This window comes from Thiomonas sp. FB-Cd (assembly GCF_000733775.1).
Taxonomy (GTDB): Bacteria; Pseudomonadota; Gammaproteobacteria; order Burkholderiales; family Burkholderiaceae_C; genus Thiomonas_A.
The window spans coordinates 1,256,133-1,278,306 of the sequence record NZ_JPOE01000002.1 but is presented as its reverse complement, the minus strand read 5'-3'; the positions used below and the strand labels follow the sequence as shown (position 1 = coordinate 1,278,306).

At 62.2% G+C, this 22,174-nt stretch carries 21 protein-coding genes and 3 pseudogenes; 22 read left to right on the top strand and 2 right to left on the bottom strand.

Going from position 1 to position 22,174, the window contains the following annotated elements; genetic code table 11:
* The first annotated feature begins 732 nt into the window (after positions 1 to 732).
* The 5 genes and pseudogenes from CD04_RS0106195 to CD04_RS23035 all read left to right on the top strand — a co-directional run bounded on the left by CD04_RS0106195 (position 733) and on the right by CD04_RS23035 (position 6,023).
* Positions 733 to 1,098: a hypothetical protein gene (locus tag CD04_RS0106195; RefSeq protein WP_031404100.1), complete on the top strand. Its 366-nt coding sequence runs from the start codon at positions 733 to 735 to the stop codon at positions 1,096 to 1,098.
* A gap of 3 nt (positions 1,099 to 1,101) precedes the next feature.
* Positions 1,102 to 1,443, top strand: a complete 342-nt coding sequence (tnpB, locus tag CD04_RS0106190; RefSeq protein ID WP_031405088.1) for an IS66 family insertion sequence element accessory protein TnpB — start codon at positions 1,102 to 1,104, stop codon at positions 1,441 to 1,443.
* 68 nt (positions 1,444 to 1,511) lie between these two features.
* Positions 1,512 to 3,050, top strand: a complete 1,539-nt coding sequence (locus CD04_RS0106185) for an IS66 family transposase (RefSeq protein ID WP_031405087.1) — start codon at positions 1,512 to 1,514, stop codon at positions 3,048 to 3,050.
* Between the two features lie 226 nt (positions 3,051 to 3,276).
* Positions 3,277 to 4,647: a group II intron reverse transcriptase/maturase gene (gene ltrA / locus CD04_RS0106180; RefSeq protein WP_031405085.1), complete on the top strand. Its 1,371-nt coding sequence runs from the start codon at positions 3,277 to 3,279 to the stop codon at positions 4,645 to 4,647.
* Between the two features lie 152 nt (positions 4,648 to 4,799).
* Positions 4,800 to 6,023 (top strand): annotated as a pseudogene (locus CD04_RS23035) (RNA-guided endonuclease InsQ/TnpB family protein).
* Positions 6,024 to 6,080: 57 nt separating this feature from the next.
* Here CD04_RS23035 and CD04_RS0106175 read toward each other — a convergent pair.
* Positions 6,081 to 6,806: pseudogene (locus CD04_RS0106175) on the bottom strand (slipin family protein); the annotation flags it as partial.
* Between the two features lie 528 nt (positions 6,807 to 7,334).
* Here CD04_RS0106175 and CD04_RS0106170 point away from each other — a divergent pair.
* On the top strand, positions 7,335 to 7,781 hold the full coding sequence (locus tag CD04_RS0106170) for a PRC-barrel domain-containing protein (protein WP_031405082.1): 447 nt from the start codon (positions 7,335 to 7,337) through the stop codon (positions 7,779 to 7,781).
* Between the two features lie 181 nt (positions 7,782 to 7,962).
* On the opposite strand, the gene CD04_RS0106165 is transcribed toward CD04_RS0106170, so the two are convergent.
* Entirely contained in the window at positions 7,963 to 8,145 is a 183-nt protein-coding gene (locus tag CD04_RS0106165; protein ID WP_369792777.1) for a hypothetical protein, read from the bottom strand.
* A 280-nt stretch (positions 8,146 to 8,425) separates the two neighbouring features.
* On the opposite strand from CD04_RS0106165, the pseudogene CD04_RS24455 reads away from it, so the two are divergent.
* The 16 genes and pseudogenes from CD04_RS24455 to CD04_RS0106095 all read left to right on the top strand — a co-directional run.
* Positions 8,426 to 8,563 (top strand): annotated as a pseudogene (locus tag CD04_RS24455) (IS1595 family transposase); the annotation flags it as partial.
* A gap of 217 nt (positions 8,564 to 8,780) precedes the next feature.
* Positions 8,781 to 9,134, top strand: a complete 354-nt coding sequence (gene fliO / locus CD04_RS23030; RefSeq protein WP_081857823.1) for a flagellar biosynthetic protein FliO — start codon at positions 8,781 to 8,783, stop codon at positions 9,132 to 9,134.
* Positions 9,131 to 9,883 (top strand): flagellar type III secretion system pore protein FliP, encoded by a 753-nt coding sequence (fliP, locus tag CD04_RS0106160; protein ID WP_031405078.1) that lies wholly within the window; start codon positions 9,131 to 9,133, stop codon positions 9,881 to 9,883. Before fliO ends, fliP begins: the two co-directional genes overlap by 4 nt.
* Before the next feature lie 10 nt (positions 9,884 to 9,893).
* Positions 9,894 to 10,166, top strand: a complete 273-nt coding sequence (gene fliQ / locus CD04_RS0106155; RefSeq protein ID WP_031405077.1) for a flagellar biosynthesis protein FliQ — start codon at positions 9,894 to 9,896, stop codon at positions 10,164 to 10,166.
* Positions 10,163 to 10,954 (top strand): flagellar biosynthetic protein FliR, encoded by a 792-nt coding sequence (gene fliR, locus CD04_RS0106150; protein ID WP_031405075.1) that lies wholly within the window; start codon positions 10,163 to 10,165, stop codon positions 10,952 to 10,954. The genes fliQ and fliR overlap by 4 nt, the downstream gene beginning before the upstream one ends.
* A 9-nt stretch (positions 10,955 to 10,963) precedes the next feature.
* Entirely contained in the window at positions 10,964 to 12,103 is a 1,140-nt protein-coding gene (gene flhB / locus CD04_RS0106145; RefSeq protein ID WP_031405073.1) for a flagellar biosynthesis protein FlhB, read from the top strand.
* Between the two features lie 2 nt (positions 12,104 to 12,105).
* A complete protein-coding gene (gene flhA / locus CD04_RS0106140; RefSeq protein WP_031405072.1) occupies positions 12,106 to 14,202 on the top strand; it encodes a flagellar biosynthesis protein FlhA in 2,097 nt (698 codons plus the stop codon).
* 3 nt (positions 14,203 to 14,205) lie between these two features.
* A complete protein-coding gene (gene flhF, locus CD04_RS0106135; protein ID WP_051848981.1) occupies positions 14,206 to 15,522 on the top strand; it encodes a flagellar biosynthesis protein FlhF in 1,317 nt (438 codons plus the stop codon).
* A gap of 11 nt (positions 15,523 to 15,533) precedes the next feature.
* Entirely contained in the window at positions 15,534 to 16,391 is an 858-nt protein-coding gene (locus CD04_RS0106130) for a MinD/ParA family protein (protein ID WP_031405069.1), read from the top strand.
* Between the two features lie 31 nt (positions 16,392 to 16,422).
* Complete coding sequence (gene fliA, locus CD04_RS0106125; RefSeq protein ID WP_231480486.1) at positions 16,423 to 17,142, top strand: RNA polymerase sigma factor FliA; 720 nt, start codon at positions 16,423 to 16,425, stop codon at positions 17,140 to 17,142.
* A gap of 37 nt (positions 17,143 to 17,179) precedes the next feature.
* Complete coding sequence (locus tag CD04_RS0106120) at positions 17,180 to 17,923, top strand: flagellar motor protein (RefSeq protein ID WP_031405065.1); 744 nt, start codon at positions 17,180 to 17,182, stop codon at positions 17,921 to 17,923.
* 78 nt (positions 17,924 to 18,001) lie between these two features.
* Complete coding sequence (locus CD04_RS23620; RefSeq protein ID WP_156030124.1) at positions 18,002 to 18,214, top strand: hypothetical protein; 213 nt, start codon at positions 18,002 to 18,004, stop codon at positions 18,212 to 18,214.
* A 54-nt stretch (positions 18,215 to 18,268) separates the two neighbouring features.
* Positions 18,269 to 18,811, top strand: a complete 543-nt coding sequence (locus tag CD04_RS0106115) for a DUF2802 domain-containing protein (protein WP_197033045.1) — start codon at positions 18,269 to 18,271, stop codon at positions 18,809 to 18,811.
* On the top strand, positions 18,808 to 20,091 hold the full coding sequence (locus CD04_RS22505) for a flagellar hook-length control protein FliK (RefSeq protein WP_156030122.1): 1,284 nt from the start codon (positions 18,808 to 18,810) through the stop codon (positions 20,089 to 20,091). Before CD04_RS0106115 ends, CD04_RS22505 begins: the two co-directional genes overlap by 4 nt.
* Positions 20,088 to 20,414: an EscU/YscU/HrcU family type III secretion system export apparatus switch protein gene (locus CD04_RS0106100; protein ID WP_031405059.1), complete on the top strand. Its 327-nt coding sequence runs from the start codon at positions 20,088 to 20,090 to the stop codon at positions 20,412 to 20,414. The genes CD04_RS22505 and CD04_RS0106100 overlap by 4 nt, the downstream gene beginning before the upstream one ends.
* 40 nt (positions 20,415 to 20,454) lie before the next feature.
* Positions 20,455 to 22,131, top strand: coding sequence for a GGDEF domain-containing protein (locus tag CD04_RS0106095; RefSeq protein WP_051848979.1), 1,677 nt, complete (start codon positions 20,455 to 20,457; stop codon positions 22,129 to 22,131).
* The last annotated feature ends 43 nt before the right edge of the window (positions 22,132 to 22,174 follow it).

Below are 22,174 nucleotides of genomic sequence, written 5' to 3'. Positions count from 1 at the left end.
GCTCCGGCCGAACGGGGTCTTGGCGGCCCCGTTCGGTGCGTGCGCTGCAATCGCTGAAGAGGAAGGACGTCGAGCGATCGAGCGCGTGCACCCAGGAGTTTTGAGATCAACCCCGGCGGTTACCGCGCGTGCCCGGATATTGCTTGCATGTCGATTCGCCTCGCTCCAGCCGACGTCGTTGGCCTGTCGGATTGATTTGTGGAGAATCTCGCTGTGGGAACGTGGAATGGTCCCACATCCTGTCGATCGCGCTCATCAAGCTGCAGTTCTCGTGTTGGCCTCCATCCGTGGCGCTGCAATGCGCTCCGTGTGCATCAAAGATAGTCCAACCTTCCCGCGTTGTCTCCCCCTTGCACCTTGAGCATGCTGGCAGCGGGCCGGGGCACTATTGGGTCTGGGCCTCTTTCTCGATGATCAGATGCGCGGCAAACCTCCCCGTGCACGGGGAGGAAGGACAGGTGCGCCCAGCATGGGCGCGATCTTGGAGGTGGAAGTCCTCCCGCAAGCTGACCACAGCGAGCGAAAGGAAGTGCAACTGCGCAAGGGTGACCGAGCGTGGGAAGGAAGCATGGAATGAAACCGCGAGCTGATGAACAAGAACCGGATACGAGGCGCGACCGAGCAAGGCGAGCAGGCCTATCGCTGCAAAGCTTTTGTGGTCAGTATGCGTCTGGCGAACCCATCTTTTCAGTGAAGGACGGCTGAGCGAAGCTTGGGGTTTTGGGAGGCTGCATGCGATCAGACAAGCTCAGTGAGGAGAGGATTGGGGAGATTCTGGCGATCCTCGATGAACTCAAGGCCAGCGGTGGGCGTGCCGAGGTTTTTGCCCAAAGCCATGGCGTCAGCTACGGGCAGCTTCGGGGCTGGCTGTCACACGCACCGCGCTGGCGGGCGCAGTTGGCAGGGCAGGAGGTGCCTGCGCGTGCGAGCGGGTTCGTGCAAGCCAGGCTCAGCCCGAGGTCTGGTGCGGTGGCCGCCGATGCGCTGCCGGCCCACGCGCGCATCACCTGCGTGGCTGGCGCTCGGCGGGCGCAGATCGACTGGCCAGTGGCCCATGCGGCGGAGTGCGCGCAGTGGCTGCGAGCCTGGCTGGGGTGAGCCATGCTGCGCATTGAGGCCGTCTGGCTGGCGGTGGGTGCCAGTGATCTGCGCGGCGGCATGGACAGCCTGCTGGGCCAGGTTGTGGCCCGGTTTGGCTCAGCGCAGCGGCACCACGCCTACGTGTTTGCCAACCGCAGCGCGACAAGGCTGAAGGTGCTGGTGTTTGATGGCGCGGGGATCTGGCTGTGCACGCGCCGACTGCAAGAAGGCCGGTTCGCGTGGCCGCAGGACGATCGTGAGGCGCTGCACCTGAGCGAGCAGCAATGGCGCTGGCTGGTGGCCGGGCTGCCGTGGCAGCGGATGACGGCGCACGCCACGGCAGCGGCCATTGCCGTGGTGTAGGCGCTGGCGGTTGTCGATCCGGACAACTCCCACTGCTCGCGCACGCTCACGCGCGCGAGAATGTGCCCATGCTCGACGCCATCGATTCCGACCGACTGCAGGCCCTGGGGGACGATCCGACGGCGCAGTACGCGCGTGCGGTCATTGCCCGCATGCAGGCGGATCTGAAGTTCAAGCAGACGAAGATCGAGGCCCTGAGCTTCGAGCTGGCGCGCCTCAAGCAATGGCGTTTTGGGCAATCGAGCGAGGCACTGGACACCCAGGGCGAGCTCTTCGATGCCAAGACGCAGGCGCTGCTGCAAGCCGAGGAACAGGCCGAGGACCGGGCAGCCGATGAGGAGCGCACAGCCCCAGGCAAACGTCGCCCCAAACGCCAGCCCCTGCCGGGCCAGCTGCCGCGCATCGAACACCGCTACGAGATCGAGTCGGGGCGGTGCCCGCAGGGCCACGCCCTGCGCCGCATCGGTGAGGAGATCAGCGAACAGCTCGACTGCGAGCCCACGCGTTTCTTCGTGCACCGGCACATCCGCGGCAAGTACGCCTGCGCATGCTGCCAGACGGTGTTGGCTGCGCCCATGCCGGCCCAGATCATCGACAAGGGCATCCCCGCTCCCGGCCTGCTGGCGCAGGTGGTGCTGGCCAAGCATGACGATCACCTGCCGCTGTACCGCCAGGAGGAGATCTATCGTCGCAGCGGCGCGCACATCCCGCGCTCGAGCATGGCGCAGTGGGTGGGCATCTGTGGCGTGCGCCTGGAGCCGCTGGCCCAGGCACTCAAAGACCATCTGTTGGCGCAGCCCGTGCTGCACGCTGATGAGACCCCGGTGGCCGAGCTGGCCCCGGGCACCGGCAAGACGCACCGCGCCTATGTCTGGGTCTACCGCAGCGCGTTGACCCCGGCCGTGGTGTTTGACTATTGCGCCAGCCGCGCCGGTGCGCATGCGCGCGACTTCCTGCAGGACTGGTCAGGGACCTTGCTGACCGACGGGTTCAGCGGCTACGCCGCCCTCCATGCCCAGGACTCGATCGTCGAAGCGGGTTGCTGGGCGCATGTGCGGCGCAAGTTCTTCGAGGCGCACAAGCTGGCCGGCAGCGCCATCGCGCAGGAGGCACTCGAGCGCATTGGGGCCTTGTATGGCATCGAGCAGACCCTTCGGGAGCATCCGCCCGATGCGCGCACCGTCATGCGCCAGCACCAAAGCCAACCCTTGCTGGATGCCTTGCACGCCTGGCTGCTCGACCAGCGCCCACTCCTGGCCAAGGCGGACGCCACGGCGCGGGCCATCGACTATGCGCTGGGCCGCTGGAGCGCCTTGTGCGTGTTTGCCAGCGATGGGCGCGTGCCCATCGATAACAACCCCGTGGAAAACGCCATTCGTCCCCTCGCCCTGGGCCGCAAAAACTGGCTCTTTGTGGGCTCGCCCCAAGCCGGCAGCCGAGCCGCGGTGCTCATGACGCTGATCGAATCGGCCAAGCTGTGCGAGGTCGACCCCTGGGCCTATCTCAAGGACGTGCTGACGAAGCTACCCACCTGGCCCAACAGCCGCTTGGGCGAATTGCTGCCGCACAACTGGGCCAAAGCCAACACCCCTGCCGTCAGCACCTGACTCTTACTGCAGGGGTCAAGATGGGTTCGCTGGACGCTTACTGTGGTCAAGGCGAAGTCGCGTAGATCCGGCGGTTGTGCGGCGAAGGATCGCGTTCTTACCTGGGGAGATCTCGCCTAAAACCTGAAAGGGTGCCGGCCACGTGGCTGCAAGCGAGAAGTCAGCAAAGGCCGTAGTAGCCCGGGCAACCGGGCGAAGGGCCAAACGAGAAGGAAGGCTGGAGGCCGTGACTCTTGGAAGGGCATCGCATCAGAAGCCGGGGCAACCCGGGCGCATCGCCGACGGTTCGGGTGAAGCCCGAGGCGTAGCGGGGCGTGATGAAGCTCGTCTGGCGGGAGGCGGACGCGAAGGCTTGGGGCGAGGTGATCTGTTGACGCAGGTCCTCTCGCGCGAGAACATGGGCGAGGCGTGGAAACGCGTCAAGTCCAACAAGGGAAGTGCAGGTGTCGATGGGCTGACCATCGAGCAGACGGTTGAGCATCTCAAGACCCAATGGCCGCGCATTCGGCAGGAAATCCGCGAAGGCGTCTACCGGCCCCAAGCCGTGCGCCGCGTGGAAATCCCGAAGCCGACGGGCGGCGTGCGGGAACTGGGTATCCCCACCGTCACTGACCGGCTCATTCAGCAAGCCTTGCTGCAAATCCTGCAGCCGCTGATCGATCCGACGTTCTCCGAGTTCAGCTATGGCTTCCGTCCGGGCCGAAGCGCGCACGACGCCGTGCTGCAGGCACAGCGCTACGCGCAGGACGGCTACCGGGTGGTCGTGGATGTTGACCTGGAGACGTTCTTCGATCGCGTCAACCACGACATCCTGATGGATCGCCTCGCCAAGAGGATCGACGACAAGGCCGTACTGCGGTTGGTTCGCCGATACCTTGAAGCCGGCGTGATGCTGAATGGCGTGGTGGTTGCACGGGACGAAGGCACGCCGCAGGGCGGGCCGCTGTCGCCGCTGCTGGCCAATGTTCTGCTGGACGATGTGGACCGGGCGCTGGCCCGACGTGGGCACCGATTCGCCCGCTATGCCGATGACTGCAACGTCTATGTTCGCAGCCAACGGGCGGGCGAGCGGGTCCTGCGATGGTTGCGCAGGCTGTACGCGCAACTGCACCTGCGGGTGAACGAGAAGAAGACCGAAGTGGGTTCCGTCTTTGGCCGCAAATTCCTGGGCTACTGCCTCCGGCGGTGGTCAGGCGACACGGTCAAGATCGCGGTGGCCCCCAAGGCGATCGACACGTTCAAACGGCGCGTCAGGGCCATCACCAAGAGGAGCGGCGGCCAGAGCATGGCGCAGGTTGCGAAGAAGATGCGGCGCTACCTGCCGGGGTGGAAGGCGTACTTCCGCCTGGCGCAGACCCCGCAAATCTTCAAGAACCTGGACTCCTGGATCCGACACCGGCTGCGCGCCATCCAACTCAGGCACTGGCGTACCGGCACGACGGTCTACAGCCGTCTGAGGGCGCTGGGCGCTTCCCATGAGGTGGCGGTGCAACTTGCACGCGGTGCAGGCCACTGGTGGCGGCATAGCGGAGCCGGACTGAACCGCGTCCTCACGGTCACGTACTTCGACACCCTGGGCTTCCCACGACTCGCATGACCTCAACTTCTCGAACCGCCCGGTGCGGACCCGCATGCCGGGTGGTGTGGCAGGGGCGCGGCTCACCGCCGCCCCCTATGCCGATCGTGGATGCCACAGGCATCCTTGTTGGTCTTGAAGTGGCGCCCGATGCGCTGTACATTCACCCAGTCATGAAGCGACTCCAGGCGTTCAAGTTCGAGCTTCGGCCAAACGGCCAGCAGCAGCGCCAGATGCGACGCTTCGCGGGTTCGTGCCGGTTCGTGTTCAACAAGGCGCTGGCGTTGCAGAAGACGAACCACGAGGCGGGCGGACGATTCATCCGCTACGTCGACATGGCCAGGCATCTGACGGCCTGGCGCAACGGCGCAGAGACGCCGTGGCTCCAGGATGCGCCGATCCACCCGTTGCAACACGCGCTCAAGGATCTGGACCGCGCCTACACCAACTTCTTCGCCAAACGCGCCGATTTCCCGCACTTCAAGAGGAAAGGCCAGGGCGCGAGCTTGCGCTACCCGGATCCGAAACAGATCAAGCTCGATGCGGCCAACAGCCGCATCTTCTTGCCCAAGCTGGGGTGGCTGCGCTAGCGCAACAGCCGCACGGTGCTCGGCGCGGTGCGCAACGTCACGGTGTCCAGCAGCGGCGGCACGTGGTTCATCTCGATCCAGACCGAGCGTGAGGTCGAGCAGCCCATCCCGAGCGCCACCCGCGCCATCGGGATCGATGTGGGCATTGCCCGATTTGCCACGTTCAGCGACGGCACGTTCCTGGCACCACTGAACAGTTTCAGGACGCACGCGGTGCGGCTTGCGCGGTACCAGCGGGCGATGAGCCGCAAGGTGAAGTTCAGCAAGAACTGGCACAAGGCCAAACGGAGGGTTCAGACCCTTCACACCCGTATCGCCAATGCCCGGCGCGACGCCCTGCACAAGGCCACGACCACGATCAGCCAAAACCACGCGATGGTGTGTATCGAGGACTTGCAGGTGAAGAACATGTCGCGCAGCGCTGCGGGCACGGCCGAGCGACCGGGCAGGAACGTTCGGGCCAAGAGCGGCCTGAACCGGTCGATCCTGGACCAGGGCTGGGCCGAGTTTCGCCGGCAACTGGACTACAAGCTCCAGTGGAGCGGCGGATGGCTCGTGGCGGTGCCGCCGCACCACACGAGCCGCACCTGCCCATGCTGCGGCCATGTGGCGGCTGAGAATCGCCGCACGCAGTCGCAGTTCAAGTGCGTGGCGTGTGGCTACGCGCATCACGCCGATGTGGTCGGCGCGATGAATATTCTGGCGCGGGGACACCGCGTTGCAGCCTGTGGAGAGGTGGCGCATTCGGGCCCCTCGATGAAGCAGGAACCCACCGAAGCGACTGCGCACGAGGTCACGCATGCGTAGCGCCGCAGGAATCCCCGTCCTTCCCGCGCAAGCGGTGGCGAAAGCCAAGGGCGGGGAGGATGTCAACAGATCGATGGACATGGGGAAAATGACTGTGGAATTCTTTTCCGTGCCGATCTCGGAGAGGGTCTGAAGATAGCGCAGTTGCATGCCTCCCGGTGCGGAGGCCAGGATGGCGGGTGCGTTCACCAGCGTCTGCGCCGCCTGGAACTCGGCGTCCGCATGGATCACCTTGGCGCGGCGATCACGCTCGGCCTCGGCCTGCTTGGCGATTGCACGCACCATGTCTTCGGTGAGTTCGATATTGCGGATCTCAACCACACTGACCTTGATGCCCCAGGCTTCGGTCTGTGCATCGAGTATGGTCTGGATGTCCGCGTTGATTTTTCCCCGCTCCGAGAGCATTTCATCCAGATCGTGCTTGCCCAGGACGGCGCGAAGCGTCGTCTGCGCCAGCTTGCTGGTGGCCGAAAAATAGTCTTCCACCTGGATAAAGGCCTTTTCCGGATCAACGATGCGGAAATAGAGAACCGCGTCGACCTTGACCGAGACGTTGTCGCGCGAAATCACGTCCTGAGACGGAACCTCATGGACGACGGTGCGCAAATCCATTCGCGCCATCCGCTGGAAGACCGGCACCACGAAGATGAGTCCCGGTCCTTTGACCTTCAGGAACCGCCCAAGCGGAAAGACGACGGCGCGTTGATATTCATAGATGATTTTCAGAGACGTTGCCAGGAACAAGCCAACCACGAGCAGCGCGAGGAAAATTGGGGAAAGCATGTGCAAGTTGGGTATTGAATGTCTTCGGCTTTTGGGGCTTTGGGGGATGAGCTGTGGCAAAAGGTGGCTGGCGTTTCGCGGTTTCCCGCGGCGAAGGTTTGGTGAGAGGATTGCGCCAAGTGCAACGTAGGCTCGAAGGCTTTTCCGGACTGTTCGGTTGCGCACATAAAGCGACAAAAAATTGTCGGCACAGCCAGTCTCTGGCTCACCCATTGCGATGACGTACCGTGTCCCTGCATCCTTGGGCACGAATTTCGCGATGTCCGTGTGATTTTTACCTCTGGTTCTGCGGGGGCTGGGGGTGCGGCTTCCCCGGCCTTCTCACCCGTCCATCGCGATGACGCGCGGCATCCATCGAACTGGAAGCGGTCCTGGACTGGCGCAGCGGCTGGGTGCCCGCCGGCTACGTGCGCTGCCAAACAGACACTGCGATTGGATGTGCCTACCTTGACTGCAAGCGTCTTCAGGCACGAATCAATCTGGGACGCTTTGGCACGTTCCCAACCCACCTTCTGAATTGAGATCGATATGAACTACGAAGAGCGCGACACCTATGGCATGTACAAAGGCCGGAACAACGGCGGCAGCATGGGCACATTGCATGTAGGTAGGGGCACAGGCCTGATGGGTGCCGACACCCTGATTGGCACCGATGTGCACAACGAACAGTCGGAAAATCTGGGCGAGATCAAGGAAATCATGCTGGATATGCGCACCGGCCGTGTTGAATACGCCGTGCTGTCATTTGGTGGTTTTCTCGGCATGGGCGAAAAACTCTTTGCCGTACCTTGGAGCGCCCTGAAACAGGACACCGACCACAAATATTTCGTGTTGAATGTCGACAAGGCCCGCCTCGAAAGCGCACCGGGCTTCGACAAGGACAACTGGCCCAATATGGTCGACCCGACATGGGCGACGAGCATTCACAATTATTACGGTACCAAGTCCACCGCGGATCGGGGCCTGGCGCTGTAAAGTCAAGTCCGCTCACAGGCCTGTTGGACAGGGCTGTGGCGCGGTATCACTTGGAGAAGAACTGACGCGTGTCCGTGGCCATAGGCTCCAGCCTGACGAAGCCGCAGTGCCGCGTCAACGCTGCCTTGGGAATGGCACGCGGCTTACGTGAAGGATGAAGGCAACACGCGCGATGCGCGCCTTATCCCTGGAGCATGAAGGTCTGGTATTCGAGGCGGCGAAAGAGGCGTTGCACGAGCATGAGGCCCACCAGGAGGGCCACCGCAAATCCATAGCCGAAATACACAGCACCGAGTGTCATCGACAGGCGGCTGAGCTCCACGTTGAGCACGGCCAGCAGCAAGACCTGAAAACTGGCGGCCACTGCCTTGCTCGACCGTCTGCTGCACCACGCCGTGGTCATCCCCATCGAGGGCAACTCCTATCGCTCGCGCGAGCATGCCACCTTCATCCCGGAAACCATACGCAATCGCGCCTCACTGCTCGATCCCGCAGCAGTTCAGCCCATCAAACGTCGGCCCAGCCGACCACCAAAGGAGGCTCGAAGCCCACGCCCGGGCCAATCACCCAACACACAACAGGTGGGGAAATTCCAACCGGCGTTGACAAGGGTGCCCTCGGAGATAACCAGATCAACGCCTACCTCATACCTCGACGAGTTCGTCTTTCGCTTCAACCGTCGCAAACTCCGCTATCGCGGCTTGGTGTTCCATTGCCTGACCCAGCGAGCAGTGGTTACGTCGCCGGTCACCTATGACGATGTGATCAGGTGCGTTGCCTAGTCGTGGAGCTAAAACGATAGTCCGTACGAATATACAGCCTATCGAAAGTCGCTTCATTCGAAACAGGATGTCTGGGGCATCCGCGCTATCCTTTCCGGCACGAATGCCGGTGCTCGTCGTACACCGGGTCAAAAATCGGCTTCAGTCAAGCGTCAACCGGCTGGCAGTCATCGATTTGCCTTGTCAAAATTCCGTCAACCTTTGAGGTCCATCGACCATGTCCAATCCTTTGTCTTGGTCTGAATTGCTGCGTGTCTTGGGCGGGTTGGCGCTCGTCCTTTTGATTTTTTTCGTGGCTTTACGTGTACTTAGGCGTGTACAGCCAGGCTTGGCCAGAGCCGATGCTCCGCTGCGTGTTGTCACGAGTTTGGCGCTATCGCCGCGGGAACGACTTTTGCTCATACAGGTGGGCGAACAGCAATTGCTTTTGGGCTCCGGCCCCCAAGGCTTGCGCTGTTTACACGTGTTACCGCAAACGCTCGAAGTTCGAAAGACAGATTCCTCCTTGGTCTTTTCGGATTGGTTGCGCAAGTCTGTAACTCGCGGCGTGCCCCAAGACCGAAGTCCATGAACCCGACCTTCCGCAAGCTCAGTCAAGCATTGATCCTGTTCACGCTGTACGTTCCAGCGTGGGCGCAGGCGCAAGGGCTACCTGCGTTCACGGCGACGCCGGTGCCAGGCGGTGCGACGGAATACACGCTTAGCTTGCAGACTTTGCTGTTCATGACCGTGCTCGTATTTCTGCCGGCCATGCTATTGATGATGACCGCATTTACACGGATCGTGATTGTCATGTCCCTGCTCAAGCAGGCCTTGGGAACCACCACCGTTCCACCCAGCCAGGTGATTATTGGACTGTCCTTGTTCCTCACGTTTTTCGTCATGAATCCGGTGCTCTCCAAAATCAACGACGTGGCGATCAAGCCGTTGATGGATAACCAGATCTCCATGGTGCAGGCACTTGATGCAGGCTCGGCACCGTTGAAGACATTCATGCTTTCACAAACCCGCCAGGACGATCTGGCCTTATTTGTGAGGCTTTCGGGCAACAAGCCGCTAGTGTCGCCAGCCGACACCCCGATGAGCCTCCTCATCCCCGCTTTCGTCACGTCGGAGCTGAAAACGGCGTTTCAGATTGGTTTTATTGTGTTTATCCCGTTTCTGATCATTGACATGGTGGTTGCGGCCGTGCTCATGTCCATGGGAATGATGATGCTTTCGCCCGTGACTGTGTCGTTTCCGCTCAAGCTGATGCTGTTCGTGCTGGTCAACGGTTGGGAGCTCGTGATCGGTTCGCTGGTTCAGAGCTTCGTGCACTAAGGCCCTTGACGTGACCCCGGAGACCATCACTTCCCTCGGCCAGCAGGCGCTGTGGGTCATGCTGCTCATTGCATTGCCGCTGCTGGGCACGGCGCTCCTTGTCGGCCTGGTTGTGAGCTTGGTCCAGGCGGCCACTCAACTCAACGAAATGACGCTGAGTTTCGTGCCGAAGCTCCTGGGCATCGGCGTGGCCGCCGTTTTTGCCGGGCCTTGGATGCTGCACGTGTTGATGGATTTCACCATTCGATTGTTCCAGAGCATTCCGCACCTCATCGGCTCATGATCGAATTCACGTCCACCCAGATCGAGACTTGGATCGGCGCCTTCTTCTGGCCCTTTCTTCGCGTGCTCGGCATGCTGAGTACGGCCCCGGTTTTCGGCGCTTCTCAGATTCCCGTGCAGGTTCGAGTGGGCCTGGCTGTGGCAATCGCCTTAGCGTTGGCGCCTGCACTGCCTGGCATGCCGCCCGTGCAGTTGGGCAGCAGTCTGTCATGGATGCTGGTGTTGCAGCAGTTATTGGTGGGCGGTGTCGTGGGGGTATCCATGACTCTCATCCTCACTGCCGTGCAGCTAGGCGGCAGCGTCATCGGACTGCAGATGGGCCTGGGTTTTTCCACCCTGTTTGATCCTGTGCAAGGCGTGCAAGTCACAAGCCTTGCAAGCTTTCTCAACCTTTTGGCAATGCTGCTTTTTCTCGCGTTAAACGGGCATTTGCTGCTCCTCGCTGTACTCGCGCGTAGTTTTTCCCTGGTTCCTGTGGGGGCATCTCTGGGGGTGGGGGCGGCGACGTGGCATAGTTTGGTGCTCGAGGGCTCCGCGCTCTTTAGCCTGGGCTTGGCGCTGGCGGCTCCGGTGCTGGGTGTGCTCATCATCGCCAATTTGGGATTGGCGACCCTGAGCAAATTGGCGCCTCAGCTTAATCTTTTCGCTATTGGTTTTCCGCTGTTCTTTGCGTTGGGTTTCGTCGGTTTGTACCTCTTGATGCCCGCGATGCAGACCGTGGTACGCCATCTGGTGGAAGTCGGCCTCGATCTTTCCACCCGCCTGCTCCAGCAGGCATCGGTGCGTTGAGTATCCACCATGGCTGACGAAGGCGCCCAGGACAAGGAATTACCCGCTTCACAGAAGCGAAAGCAACAGGCTCGCGAGAAAGGGCAGGTGGCGCGTTCGCGCGATCTCACGTCCACCTTATTGCTGCTTGGCGTAGGAGCAATCGTGTTCTATGGGGGGGGCTGGGTTTTTCAGCAAGGAGGCGCAATGCTGCGCAGCGGTCTTTCGATCCCGTCTGCGGCGGCGCGCGACCCTTTACAAATGTTGCGGCTGGCCAGCCATGTTGGCCTGTATGGCGTATTTGTGCTCGTGCCTATTCTCCTGCTGACGGTTGCCACTAGCCTCGCCGGAGGCTTGGCGATTGGCGGATGGGTGTTCAGCATTCAGGCGCTGACGCCTGACTGGACGCGCCTGGATCCGATCACAGGGGTGCAGCGCATGTTCTCGCGTACGGGCCTGGGCGAATTGGGCAAGGCCGTGCTCAAGGCGCTGGTCATCGGTGTCATCGCATCCCTGGTTTTGTGGAACGACCGAGGGTCTCTGTTGCAATTGCTGCAGGTGGAGCCAGCTCGTGCGCCAATGCAACTGGCCATGCTTTGTGGGCAGGCATTCTTCTGGCTTGCAGCATCCACAGTGCTGGTCGCAGCAGTTGACGTGCCGTGGCAGATCTTTCAGCTCAACAGCAAGCTGAAAATGTCGCGTCAGGATGTGCAGGATGAGATGCGCGAAAGCGAGGGAAACCCGCAAATGAAACAGCGCATTCGCAGCATGCAGCGAGAACGGGCTCGCAAGCGCATGATGGAAGCTGTACCAAAGGCCGACGTGGTCGTCACCAATCCGCAACATTTTGCCGTGGCGCTTGCCTACGAGCAGGGCCTGCAGCGGGCACCTGTGGTGCTGGCAATGGGCGTGGGCCACGTGGCGTTGCGCATCCGCGAGTTAGCCGCGCAGGCCCACGTCCCCGTGGTCGAGGCACCGCCACTAGCGCGTGCGCTGTACCGCTATGGCGAGCTCGAGCGCGAGATACCCGCCGCGTTGTACAGCGCTGTGGCGCTTCTTCTGGCCTACGTTTACCAATTGCGTGTGATGCCGCAAAACGCTGCGTTGCCGGACGACTGGACGATTCCCGCGGAAATTGACACGTCCTCCGAAGCCATGCCCGTGCACTGACCATGGCAACGTCGTTCTCTCCATCGTTGAGCATCACCACGGTACTGCGGTCCCTGCGCCGCATGGATTGGCGCGTGCTGGCCGCTCCCGTCCTGGTGGTGATGATCCTCACCATGTTGGTCGTGCCACTGCCGACCTTTTTGCTGGACGTGCTATTCACCTTCAACATTGCGTTGTCGATGGTGATCCTGCTCGTGACCCTCTACCTCACAAGGCCGCTTGACTTCGCTGCTTTTCCCACGGCCATTTTGCTCACCACGCTGCTACGTCTTTCGCTCAACGTGGCGGCAGCGCGTGTGATCCTTCTTCACGGGCAAAACGGCACGGACGCGGCAGGGCAGGTCATCGAATCGTTCGGCAACTTCGTTGTCGGCGGCAACTACGCGGTAGGTATCATCATTTTTGCCATCCTCGTGGTGATCAACTTCGTGGTGATTACCAAGGGTGCCGGGCGAATCGCCGAGGTCAGTGCGCGATTTACCCTCGATGCCATGCCGGGTAAGCAGATGGCCATCGATGCCGACCTGAACGCCGGGCAGATCGATCAGGACGAGGCGCGCAGGCGCCGCGCCGAGATTGCCCAGGAGGCAGATTTTTTTGGCGCGATGGACGGCGCCAGCAAGTTTGTGCGTGGCGATGCGATTGCCGCCATCCTGATTTTGGTGATTGACCTGATTGGCGGCCTCGTGATCGGTGTGTTCATGCACAGCTTGAGTCTGTCGCAGGCGGCCGAGAATTACACCCTGTTGTCGATCGGCGACGCCCTAGTCGCGCAGATTCCATCGCTGGTTATTTCCATCGCTGCTGGCATCGTCATCAGCAATGTCTCCACGGGTCAGGATGTCGGAGGCCAGCTCGTCAACCAGTTATTTAGCCATAAGCACGTCCTGGCTATTGCTGCCGGGATTCTCGGCTTTGTCGGACTGGTTCCCGGGATGCCGCATCTGTCGTTCCTGTTCGCCGCAGGTGTTCTCGCTGGCATCCTTTGGCTTCGCATCAGGCGCGAGCGCACGAATGCCACCATGGCGGCGGCACCGCCGCCAGCTGCGCCGGCCGAGTCTGAGGACGTTAGCTGGGAGCAGATTGAGCCGGTCGACACTCTGTCACTGGACGTTGGCTATCGCCTTATCGCGCTGGTCGATCGTAACCAGGGCGGCGAGCTCCTCATGCGGATTCGTGGCGTGCGCAAGAAATTTGCTCAGGAGTTGGGTTTTCTCGTATCGCCGGTGCACATCCGGGACAACCTCGAACTTCGGCCAGGAGGCTATCGCATCGCCCTCAAGGGTGTGGAGGTGGGCGCAGGCGAGGTGATTCCGGACATGCTGATGGCGATTAACCCAGGCCAGGTGCTGGGGCCGATCGCAGGCCAGCCCACGACCGATCCTTCCTTCGGCTTGCCGGCGGTGTGGACCCAGCCTGCGCAACGCGAGCAGGCGATGCAGCTGGGTTATACCGTGGTTGATCCCAGTACTGTGATTGCCACTCACCTGCACCATATCCTGCAGACCCACGCAGCGGAGTTGCTCGGCCGCGAGGAAGTGGAAGGACTGCTCGCGCATCTGTCCACACGATCGCCCAAGCTGGTTGAAGACCTGGTTCCCAAGCTGATCAGCGCCGACCGCCTGCGCAAGGTGCTGCAGAACCTGTTGATTGAAGGCGTGCCGATCCGCGACATGCGCACGATCGCGGAGGTGCTTGCCGAGAACGCGGCGCAGGTGCAGGACGCCGACGAACTCACCGCTCGGGTGCGCCTCGCACTCGGGCCATTCATCGTGCAGATGCTGTCAGGCTCCAATCGGGAGCTGTCAGCTTCGGTCCTTGACGGGCAACTGGAGCAGATTCTGCTATCTGGCCTTCGCGCGGACCCGGCCCAGAGCTCTGTCGAGCCCGGTCTTGCGCAGCGCACGATGGAGCGCGCGCGTGAACTCATGCAACGTATGGAGGCACAGGGTGCAAGCCCCGTATTGCTGACGGTCGCACCTCTGCGTACCTTTCTCGCCCGGCTTCTGGCCCGCACGGCACCACGCTTGCGGGTGTTGTCCTATGCCGAGATTCCCGATCAGAAACAAGTCAAAATCATCTCCACTCTCGGAGCGTAATTCGTGAAAATCAAACGCTACACCGGCACCAGCACTCGCGAAGTGCTCGCACGCATTCGCAACGACCTGGGGCCGGACGCCGTGATTCTGTCGAACCGCGAAATCGTCGGCGGTGTTGAACTCATGGCTGCGGTGGATTTTGACGCGAGCCACATCCAGGCGGAGCAAGCCGTTGGAGATGCAGGCGGGCAGGCCCAGTCTGTCAGCGTGTCGTCCCAGTCCAAGCCGGCGCCCCAGGTGTTGGCGAAACAACGCACCGATCCTGCTCCTGCCCTTGCTCCGCGAGGCATTGCTCAGCCGCCGGCGCCCGCCGCGCCAAGGCCTGCGCCCGTACCAGCGAGGCCTGCCGCCAGCGTTGCAGCGCCCATCCGTTCGGCGGCGTCCGGCGCGCAGAGTTCGGCGCCAACCGAAGTCGCCCAGATACAACCCGTATGGTCGAGCGAGATCGGTGTTCTGCGTCAAGAGGTTCAGCAGCTGCGGCAGTGGGTACAGACCACAGTCGCCAGTAGTGCACCCAGCCACGGCGCATCAGCGTCGCCTTTGTCCCTGAGGCTTCAAAGCCTGGGGTTTGCCCCAGCATATGCGGAGCAGGCTGCTGCAGGGGCAGCCGAGCTCAACTCCGCCCTGTCGGATATCGTGCAGCGCTTGGCCATGCCAGACGAGCCGGTGGCTACACGAGGCATTTACGCCTTGGTGGGTGCCACCGGTGTGGGTAAAACCACAACGATAGCCAAGCTCGCCGCGCGCCTGGTTCTTCGCCACGGCACCCAGACCGTTGCCCTCGTCACCACTGATACCTACCGTATTGGAGGCGTGGAGCAACTCAAGATCTACGGGCGCATTCTCGGGGTTCCCGTGGCGGTGGCGCGCGATGCGAAGGAGCTCGAGGACCACCTCGAAGCGTTTGCTGACCGCGCGTTCGTGCTCATCGACACCATCGGCCTGTCGCCGCGCGACGCCCGTCTGGCCGAGCAGATGCAGTGGCTTCAGGCATTCGGCGACCGCGTGACCCGGCTGATGCTGATCAACGGCGGCATGGGACTGGGCTTCTATGACGCACTTTGGGCGATCTACCGCCATCTACCGGTTGCGGCGTGCATTCTCACCAAACTCGACGAGACTCCAGTTTTTGGCGCGGCGCTGCAATGGCTCGTGGAACGCGGACTACCCCTTTGGTTCTACACCGACGGCCAGCGTGTTCCCGAGGATCTGCACGTGCCATCGCTCGCTAAGATGGTGACTTTGCTGCAAAGTGACAGAGCCCCGGATCGGGACCCTATTGGCGCAGGCATCGAGCTTGCTGGCGCCTCGAGCCGCTGAGGATGAGACCCATGGACCAAGCCGAAGGACTGCGTCGCCTGCAACGGCCTGCCACGAAGGTCATTACCGTGGCCAGTGGCAAGGGTGGGGTTGGCAAGACGAACGTTGTTGCCAATCTGGCGGTGCGCCTCGGCATGGCGGGCCGCCGCGTACTGGTGTTCGATGCTGACCTGGGTTTGGGCAACATTGATATCCTTCTTGGGCTGGCGCCTCGCTACAACATTTCGCACGTGCTATCGGGCGAGAAGACACTTGAGCAGGTGTTGGTGCAGGGACCTCATGGCATCTGGGTATTGCCGGCCTCCAGCGGCGTTGCGCACATGGCTGCGCTCGATACGCAGAGCCAGTCGCGTTTGATCGACGCGGTGAGCAGGCTGGACATTCAGCTCGATTATCTGCTCGTCGATTGCGCGGCGGGCATCTCGGGCGACGTACTGACCTTCAGTCGCGCCGCGCAGCATCTCGTCGTCGTGCTGTCCAACGAGCCCGCATCGGTGGCCGACGCCTATGCACTGATCAAAGTGTTGTCGAAACAGTATGGGCTCAAGCGCTTTCACTTGCTGCCCAACATGGTGCGTGATGCGCGCGAGGGCCGGGCCCTCTTTGCCAAAATTTGTGGCGTGGCTGACCGCTACCTGGACGTCTCGCTGGACCTTGTCGGAGCAATTCCACTGGACGCTGCGCTGCGCGCCGCAGTACGAGCGCAGCGCGCTGTCGTCGAAAGCGCACCTCAAAGCCCGGCCTCAGTGGCTTTTGCGGCGTTGAGCGCACGCGTGCAGGGGTGGCCGCTGCCCGAGGGGCCTGGCGGACAAATCGAGTTTTTCATGGCGCAGTGGTTGCAGGCCGAACAGTCCGCCGCGTCAGCATGATCGCCAGCCTATATCCCGGATGAAACCTGTCGTGTACAACCCAATCGAATCTCGGGAGGAGCGCCTGGCACGCTACCTGCCGATGGTGCGTCGTATCGCGGGGCAGATGGCGGCGCAACTCCCAGCCTCGGTGGACATTGCCGATCTCGAGCAGGCAGGCATGATCGGGCTCTGGGATGCGCTGGAGCGCGGTCAGGAGCAATCACCTTCGCAATTCGGTGCCTATGCGGCGATCCGTATCCGTGGCGCAATCTACGACGAGCTGCGGCGCCAGGACTGGTTGCCGCGCCGCAGCCGCACGCAAGAACGGGCAATCCAAAAGGCTATCCAGAGTCTTACCCAACGCCTGCGCCGGCCACCCGAAGACCTGGAGATTGCTGAGCACCTCGGATGGTCGATCGAGGTCTACCACGGGGCGCTGGCACAAAGCAGCTTGCAGCTCGTCTATCTGGAGGACCTCACGTTGGGTGAGGGCTCCGATTACACCGAACGCCATGCCGACACCTCAATCGCACAGCCCGACGCAGCGTTGCAGGATGAGCAACTCGAGCGTGACCTTCAGCTTGCCATCCTCGATCTGCCCGAGCGCGAGCGCCTCATCCTTTCCCTGTATTACCAGGAGGACCTGCAGCTCAAGGAAATCGGCCAAGTGCTCGAGGTGAGTGAGTCGCGCGTGAGCCAGTTGATGAAGCAGGCAGTCATGCGCCTGCGCGCCAGTCTTCAGGCGCATGGCGCTGGGCGTGCAGGCTGAGCCCCGGACGCCAACCACGAGCTTGCCGCCGTCAATTATGGACATCCTTAGCATCGCAGGCCTTGTTATCGCTCTGGGCTCCATCCTTCTCGGGCAACTCCTTGAAGGCGGGCATATCGCCTCGATCGTCCAGCCTACGGCTTTCCTCATTGTTATTGGCGGCACCACTGGCGCGGCCATGTTGCAATACCCGCTTCCCGTATTCCTGCGCTCGCTCAAGATGCTGCCGTGGGTGGTGAGGCCGCCAGCTATGGATCCACGCGCCGCAATCAGTATGATCCTGCAATGGAGCGACGCGGCGCGCAGAAACGGGCTTCTTTCGCTCGAATCACTGGTCGATGACGTGGCCGATCCGTTCACGCACAAGGGGCTTCAGATGCTGGTAGATGGCACCGATCCCATGAAGATACGCTCAACGCTTGAACAAGAAATCGGGGCGATCGAGCACCATGACGGTCAGGCCGCCAAAGTCCTGGAATCGGCTGGTGGTTACGCGCCGACGGTGGGTATTTTGGGGGCCGTGCTCGGCCTCATCCACGTGATGGAAAATCTTGCAGATCCGAGCAAACTGGGCGAGGGCATCGCGGTGGCGTTTGTGGCAACCATATACGGTGTGGGCTCAGCCAACTTGTTTTTTCTTCCAGTTGCGAACAAGATGAAGGGCATTGTTCACGAGAGGGCCAAATTACAGGAGCTCGTTGTCGAAGGGATTGTCGCCATCGCAGAAGGCGAAAACCCGCGCATCATCGAGAGCCGCCTGCAGAGTTTTTTCGCGCATTGAGATTGGCGTGTATGCAAGTTCAGGGGATTGGCTCCTGATTGAGGTAAAACCCGGGCCGGTCCGGTAGGAAGGGCGAACATGAGCCAGAGCGATGATGTCAATCCGGTTGGGCCTGTGGAGCCGTGGGCACCGGTCAAGCCGGTGAGCAACCAGTCGCGAACCCACCAGGAGCCGCAGCGCAAGCCGCCAAAGCGCGGATCACCTGAAGCCAAGACAGCACCTGGTGGCGGGTCGTCGGCCTCGGGAGAACCCGAGAGTCCGCGCAGCGGCCAGATAGATGAGCTGGCGTAACCAGGATGATTGGCAACTGTGCGGATGCCATTTACGGAGCCCCTGTCATTCATCATGATCATTTTTTTGCTAGTGCTCGCAGCACTCATCATCCTGCTGCAATTCGGCCTCATGGCCATGATGCGCAAGATCGTCACGCAACTCGACCACGAGCGCGCGCGCATCACGGTGTTGGAAAATTATCGGGCCGAGGACCGGACCGGCGCTGACAGCAGGACTGCCGATCCGAGGCGAGCCGGTGCGGGTGCGATCTTTCGCCTTCGGCCTGACGCCCCGACGCCCGATGCGCAAGCGGTCGAGAACAGCCTGCCGTCCCGCGCGGAGGCATCCCCTTCCCCCGATTCCGTGGCGCAACCGAGCGCAGTGCAAACCCAGAGACAAACCGAGATCAAACCTCCAACAGACACAGTGCAGGCGGCTGCGTCTGGAGCCCGTGCAGGCGTGGCACCGACACAGGCGGAGTTGCGAACACAAATGCTTGGGTTGATGCAGCAACTTGTCGCGCAAGGGATGACGGTGCGTGCAATAGCTGCTCGTTGCGGGTTGAGCGAGGCTGAGGCCGAGTTGATGCTCAGGCTGGTGGATAGCCAGGCGTGAGCGGCATTCCAAATCCCGCATCAACCTTGCCGATTTCCCCGGCTGGCGGCGCCACACTCGACAGCCGGGCGGCAACGCCGTCCGGCAGCCAAGCCACATCGCTTGCGATGCCGCCCGGCACGCGCATCATGGCTGAAGTCGTACAGACACAGGCAGACGGCCAGGTTTTGCTGCGACTGGGTCAGACCCTGGTTGCGGCCACGCTGCCCGGCAGCTATGCCAAGGGGCAAATGCTGCCGCTGATCGTGGTTGCCGCGCTCGACAACCCAAATTCGCAGGCAACGGTCCAAGGCACGCTTGCACCGCAGCCCAAGCCCGGCACGCCCCTGACCTTCCTGCTTGCCCCCGCAAGCGCACCCGTGGCAGACGCGATCGAGCTCTCGCCGACAGCGCAATTGCTCGGGCGGTTGCAGCAGTTGACGCCACAGCCCCATGCGATGCAGTCGGCTCGCCCGGTATGGGCGCCATCCAGGGCCGGAAGCGCTGGACAACTGGCGTCTCAACTGGCGCAATCAATCCACGCCAGCGGCCTTTTCTACGAAAGTCACCTTGTCGCGTGGGCGCAGGGACGGTTGCCTTTGACGGCACTGCTGGCCGAACCGCAAGCCCAGTATTCGGCATCGCCGAGCACGCAGCCACTTGGGTCTCAGACTCAGACTGGCGCGCCCGCTTCCGGCAACCCCGCTGCTGCGGAAGCCAGGGCCACTCCACCCTACACCGGCACCGGGCCCTCACAAATGGGGCAGTCAGCAACGGGTGTGCAAACAGATCAGGCGCTACCTCAGCTGTCCGCGTCGCCGATCCCGGTTGCTCACGCGCAGCAGGCACTCGTTGCATACACGAGTCTGCTCACACTCCCATCCCCGCATCAAGCCAACGGTGGCGATATTCCGGCGTCTTTAGTGGGCCTGGTGCAGCAGCAACTTGCCACCCTGGCGCAGGGGTCCGTCCAATGGACAGGGCAAATCTGGGCGGGCCAGCAGATGAAATGGCGCATTGAGCCCGACGATGCGGGGCACGGTCCTTTGGCACCAACTCCGGAGGCCTGCGGCTGGACTTCAGTGCTCGAGCTTGATCTGCCGAACCTGGGGCCGCTCGTGGCCAGTGTGCATCTGGGTGCCGGTGGGCGCGTGCGGGTGCAATTGCAGTTGAGCCAGCACGAAGCGTCACTCCATCGTCTGCGGGTCCGGGGCGAGGAGTTGGGCCAGGCACTGCGAGCCGCAGGCCTGCAGATGGACGAGTTGACGCTGCAGTCCGAGCCCGCAGCTTCTGCGCCATGACCCAGAAAGCCGGCGCCGAGTTAGGGCACAGTGAGCGCGAGGCTGTTGCCTTGCGATACGACCGCGAGCGGGGTGGCGCGCCGGAGGTCGTGGCGAAGGGCAGAGGCTTCGTGGCCGAGGCCATTGTGGCGCGCGCGCGTGAAGCGGGTGTTTACGTCCATAATTCTCCACAACTCGTGCAGCTTCTCATGCATGTCGACCTTGACGAGAAGATTCCGCCAGCGCTATATCTTGCGGTGGCGGAATTGCTGGCCTGGTTGTGGCGCATCGAACGCGAGGCTAGCCCGGGGAGCGCGCAGCCGCCAGATTTTCCATTGGCTTGACCCGGACCATGATGGGTGCCAGTCAGATCACAATAACAACATGCTAAAAACAACAACGACAACGCCTGCCACAGAGCTCGCACGCACCACACTCAGGCGCCTGGCCGAGGCGCGCCTGCCGCCAACACCGCAGAATTACAGCCGAATCTACGCAGAACTCGAAAAGGGCTCTCCTGCGGGCCCCCCCGAGTCAGAGTCGGGCAAGACTTCGGCAGATGACGCTCCGCGGAAGCCCGCGCAGGCGGAGGAGGTGCCTTGGGGCACCTTGTTGCTGAGCCTTGTGGCCGAGTGGGAACGTTCGCAATCGGGGCTCACCCAATTGCAGAAACGCCAGGCGATCCACGCCTTGGCGCCAGGGTCGCAGGCGTTACCCGATACCGGCGCGTTGCGTCGACGCTTGGCAGAACTTGTGGACCATTGGGCGGCGCTGCCCAGCCGGAATGCGCCAGCCCCGTCGGAGTCAACGCCGGGCCTTGAAAGTGCTGACGGGTTGTGGCATGGATTGTGGCTGCAAAGCTTGAGATATGCGGTATTGCCTTACTGCCGCGATGAGGCCCTGAAATTGCGAGCGGAGGCTCTCATTGGCCTTGCCGAAAAATGGGAGGGGGACAGTGTTGAGGCGAGCCGGCTCGGAGTCGAGAGTCGCGAGATTTGGATGCAGTGGGAGCGTCTGCACGCGGAGGATGAAGCGGTGCGCGATGGGCTCGTTGGCCTCTTCGCCCTGATGCTCGACAACCTTGGCGAACTGGTGGCCCAGGACCACTGGGTGGGCGCGCAGATGGCCGCGATCCAGGACACTCTGCGCCCGCCGCTCGACATGCACCGTATCGAGCAGGCGCAGGGAAGTCTCAAACAGGTTCTGTTTCGGCAGGGCGTGCTGCACAAGAGCGCCGACGAGGCGCGCGCCACGGCCAAGGAACTCATTGGCCTGGTCGTGCGCAACCTGGTGGTATTTGCCGAGCACAGCGCCAGCTATAACCAAATGCTTGAGGGTGATCTGCGAAGGCTTGAAGGCAGCGGCGACTGGGAGGAAATTCGCGTGATTGTGCAGGGCATCCTGGAGCAGGGCTGGCAGATGCAGCAACGCAGCGGTGAACTTGGAAGCCATCTCGCGGAAGTGCAGCGGCAGGCAGCGCAGGCGCACGAGCGCATCCAGAGCTTGGAGAGCGAACTTGAACAGGCAAGCCTCAAGCTTCAGGAAGACCCGCTCACCGGCGCACTCAACCGCCGTGGGCTCGACATCGCCTTCGTTCGTGATGCCGCTCGCGCAGAACGCCAAAATCAGCCGCTGTCGGTGGCACTGATTGATTTGGACCATTTCAAGCAGGTCAACGACACTTACGGCCACGATCTCGGCGACGCGGTGCTTTGCGCCTTGGTGCAGCTGGCACAAGGCCTGATACGCCCCACGGACAGTATTGCCCGCATGGGCGGTGAAGAGTTCATGCTTTTGCTGCCTGACGCTGACACTGAGCGTGCGTGGCTCGTCGTCGAACGGCTGCTGCATGCGCTGACCACCAAGCGCGTGTTGCATCACGGCACCGGCAATCGGATCAGCGTTGCCTTTAGCGGCGGCATTGCGCAGTGGTGCGCGGGCGAGGGGTTTTCCAGCTTGTACCAGCGCGCAGATGCGGCTCTGCTGCGTGCCAAGCAGGCGGGACGGCACCGCTTGGAGCGCGCGCAGCCGTGGCAGAGCCAGGGCAAACGACAGGCATGAAGAGGCGAGGGGAGGCTTCGTTGCCGAGTGTGCCATGAGTGCA

What these genes read in the sequence shown, in the direction of transcription:
- fliR (WP_031405075.1), top strand. Translation starts at nt 10,163, where the DNA reads ATGATCGAATTCACGTCCACCCAGATCGAGACTTGGATCGGCGCCTTC.
- CD04_RS0106130 (WP_031405069.1), top strand. Translation starts at nt 15,534, where the DNA reads ATGGACCAAGCCGAAGGACTGCGTCGCCTGCAACGGCCTGCCACGAAG.
- CD04_RS0106120 (WP_031405065.1), top strand. Translation starts at nt 17,180, where the DNA reads ATGGACATCCTTAGCATCGCAGGCCTTGTTATCGCTCTGGGCTCCATC.
- CD04_RS0106170 (WP_031405082.1), top strand. Translation starts at nt 7,335, where the DNA reads ATGAACTACGAAGAGCGCGACACCTATGGCATGTACAAAGGCCGGAAC.
- CD04_RS0106100 (WP_031405059.1), top strand. Translation starts at nt 20,088, where the DNA reads ATGACCCAGAAAGCCGGCGCCGAGTTAGGGCACAGTGAGCGCGAGGCT.
- CD04_RS23620 (WP_156030124.1), top strand. Translation starts at nt 18,002, where the DNA reads ATGAGCCAGAGCGATGATGTCAATCCGGTTGGGCCTGTGGAGCCGTGG.
- fliP (WP_031405078.1), top strand. Translation starts at nt 9,131, where the DNA reads ATGAACCCGACCTTCCGCAAGCTCAGTCAAGCATTGATCCTGTTCACG.
- flhA (WP_031405072.1), top strand. Translation starts at nt 12,106, where the DNA reads ATGGCAACGTCGTTCTCTCCATCGTTGAGCATCACCACGGTACTGCGG.
- CD04_RS0106095 (WP_051848979.1), top strand. Translation starts at nt 20,455, where the DNA reads ATGCTAAAAACAACAACGACAACGCCTGCCACAGAGCTCGCACGCACC.
- flhB (WP_031405073.1), top strand. Translation starts at nt 10,964, where the DNA reads ATGGCTGACGAAGGCGCCCAGGACAAGGAATTACCCGCTTCACAGAAG.
- fliO (WP_081857823.1), top strand. Translation starts at nt 8,781, where the DNA reads ATGTCCAATCCTTTGTCTTGGTCTGAATTGCTGCGTGTCTTGGGCGGG.
- CD04_RS0106195 (WP_031404100.1), top strand. Translation starts at nt 733, where the DNA reads ATGCGATCAGACAAGCTCAGTGAGGAGAGGATTGGGGAGATTCTGGCG.
- CD04_RS0106115 (WP_197033045.1), top strand. Translation starts at nt 18,269, where the DNA reads ATGATCATTTTTTTGCTAGTGCTCGCAGCACTCATCATCCTGCTGCAA.
- tnpB (WP_031405088.1), top strand. Translation starts at nt 1,102, where the DNA reads ATGCTGCGCATTGAGGCCGTCTGGCTGGCGGTGGGTGCCAGTGATCTG.
- CD04_RS0106185 (WP_031405087.1), top strand. Translation starts at nt 1,512, where the DNA reads ATGCTCGACGCCATCGATTCCGACCGACTGCAGGCCCTGGGGGACGAT.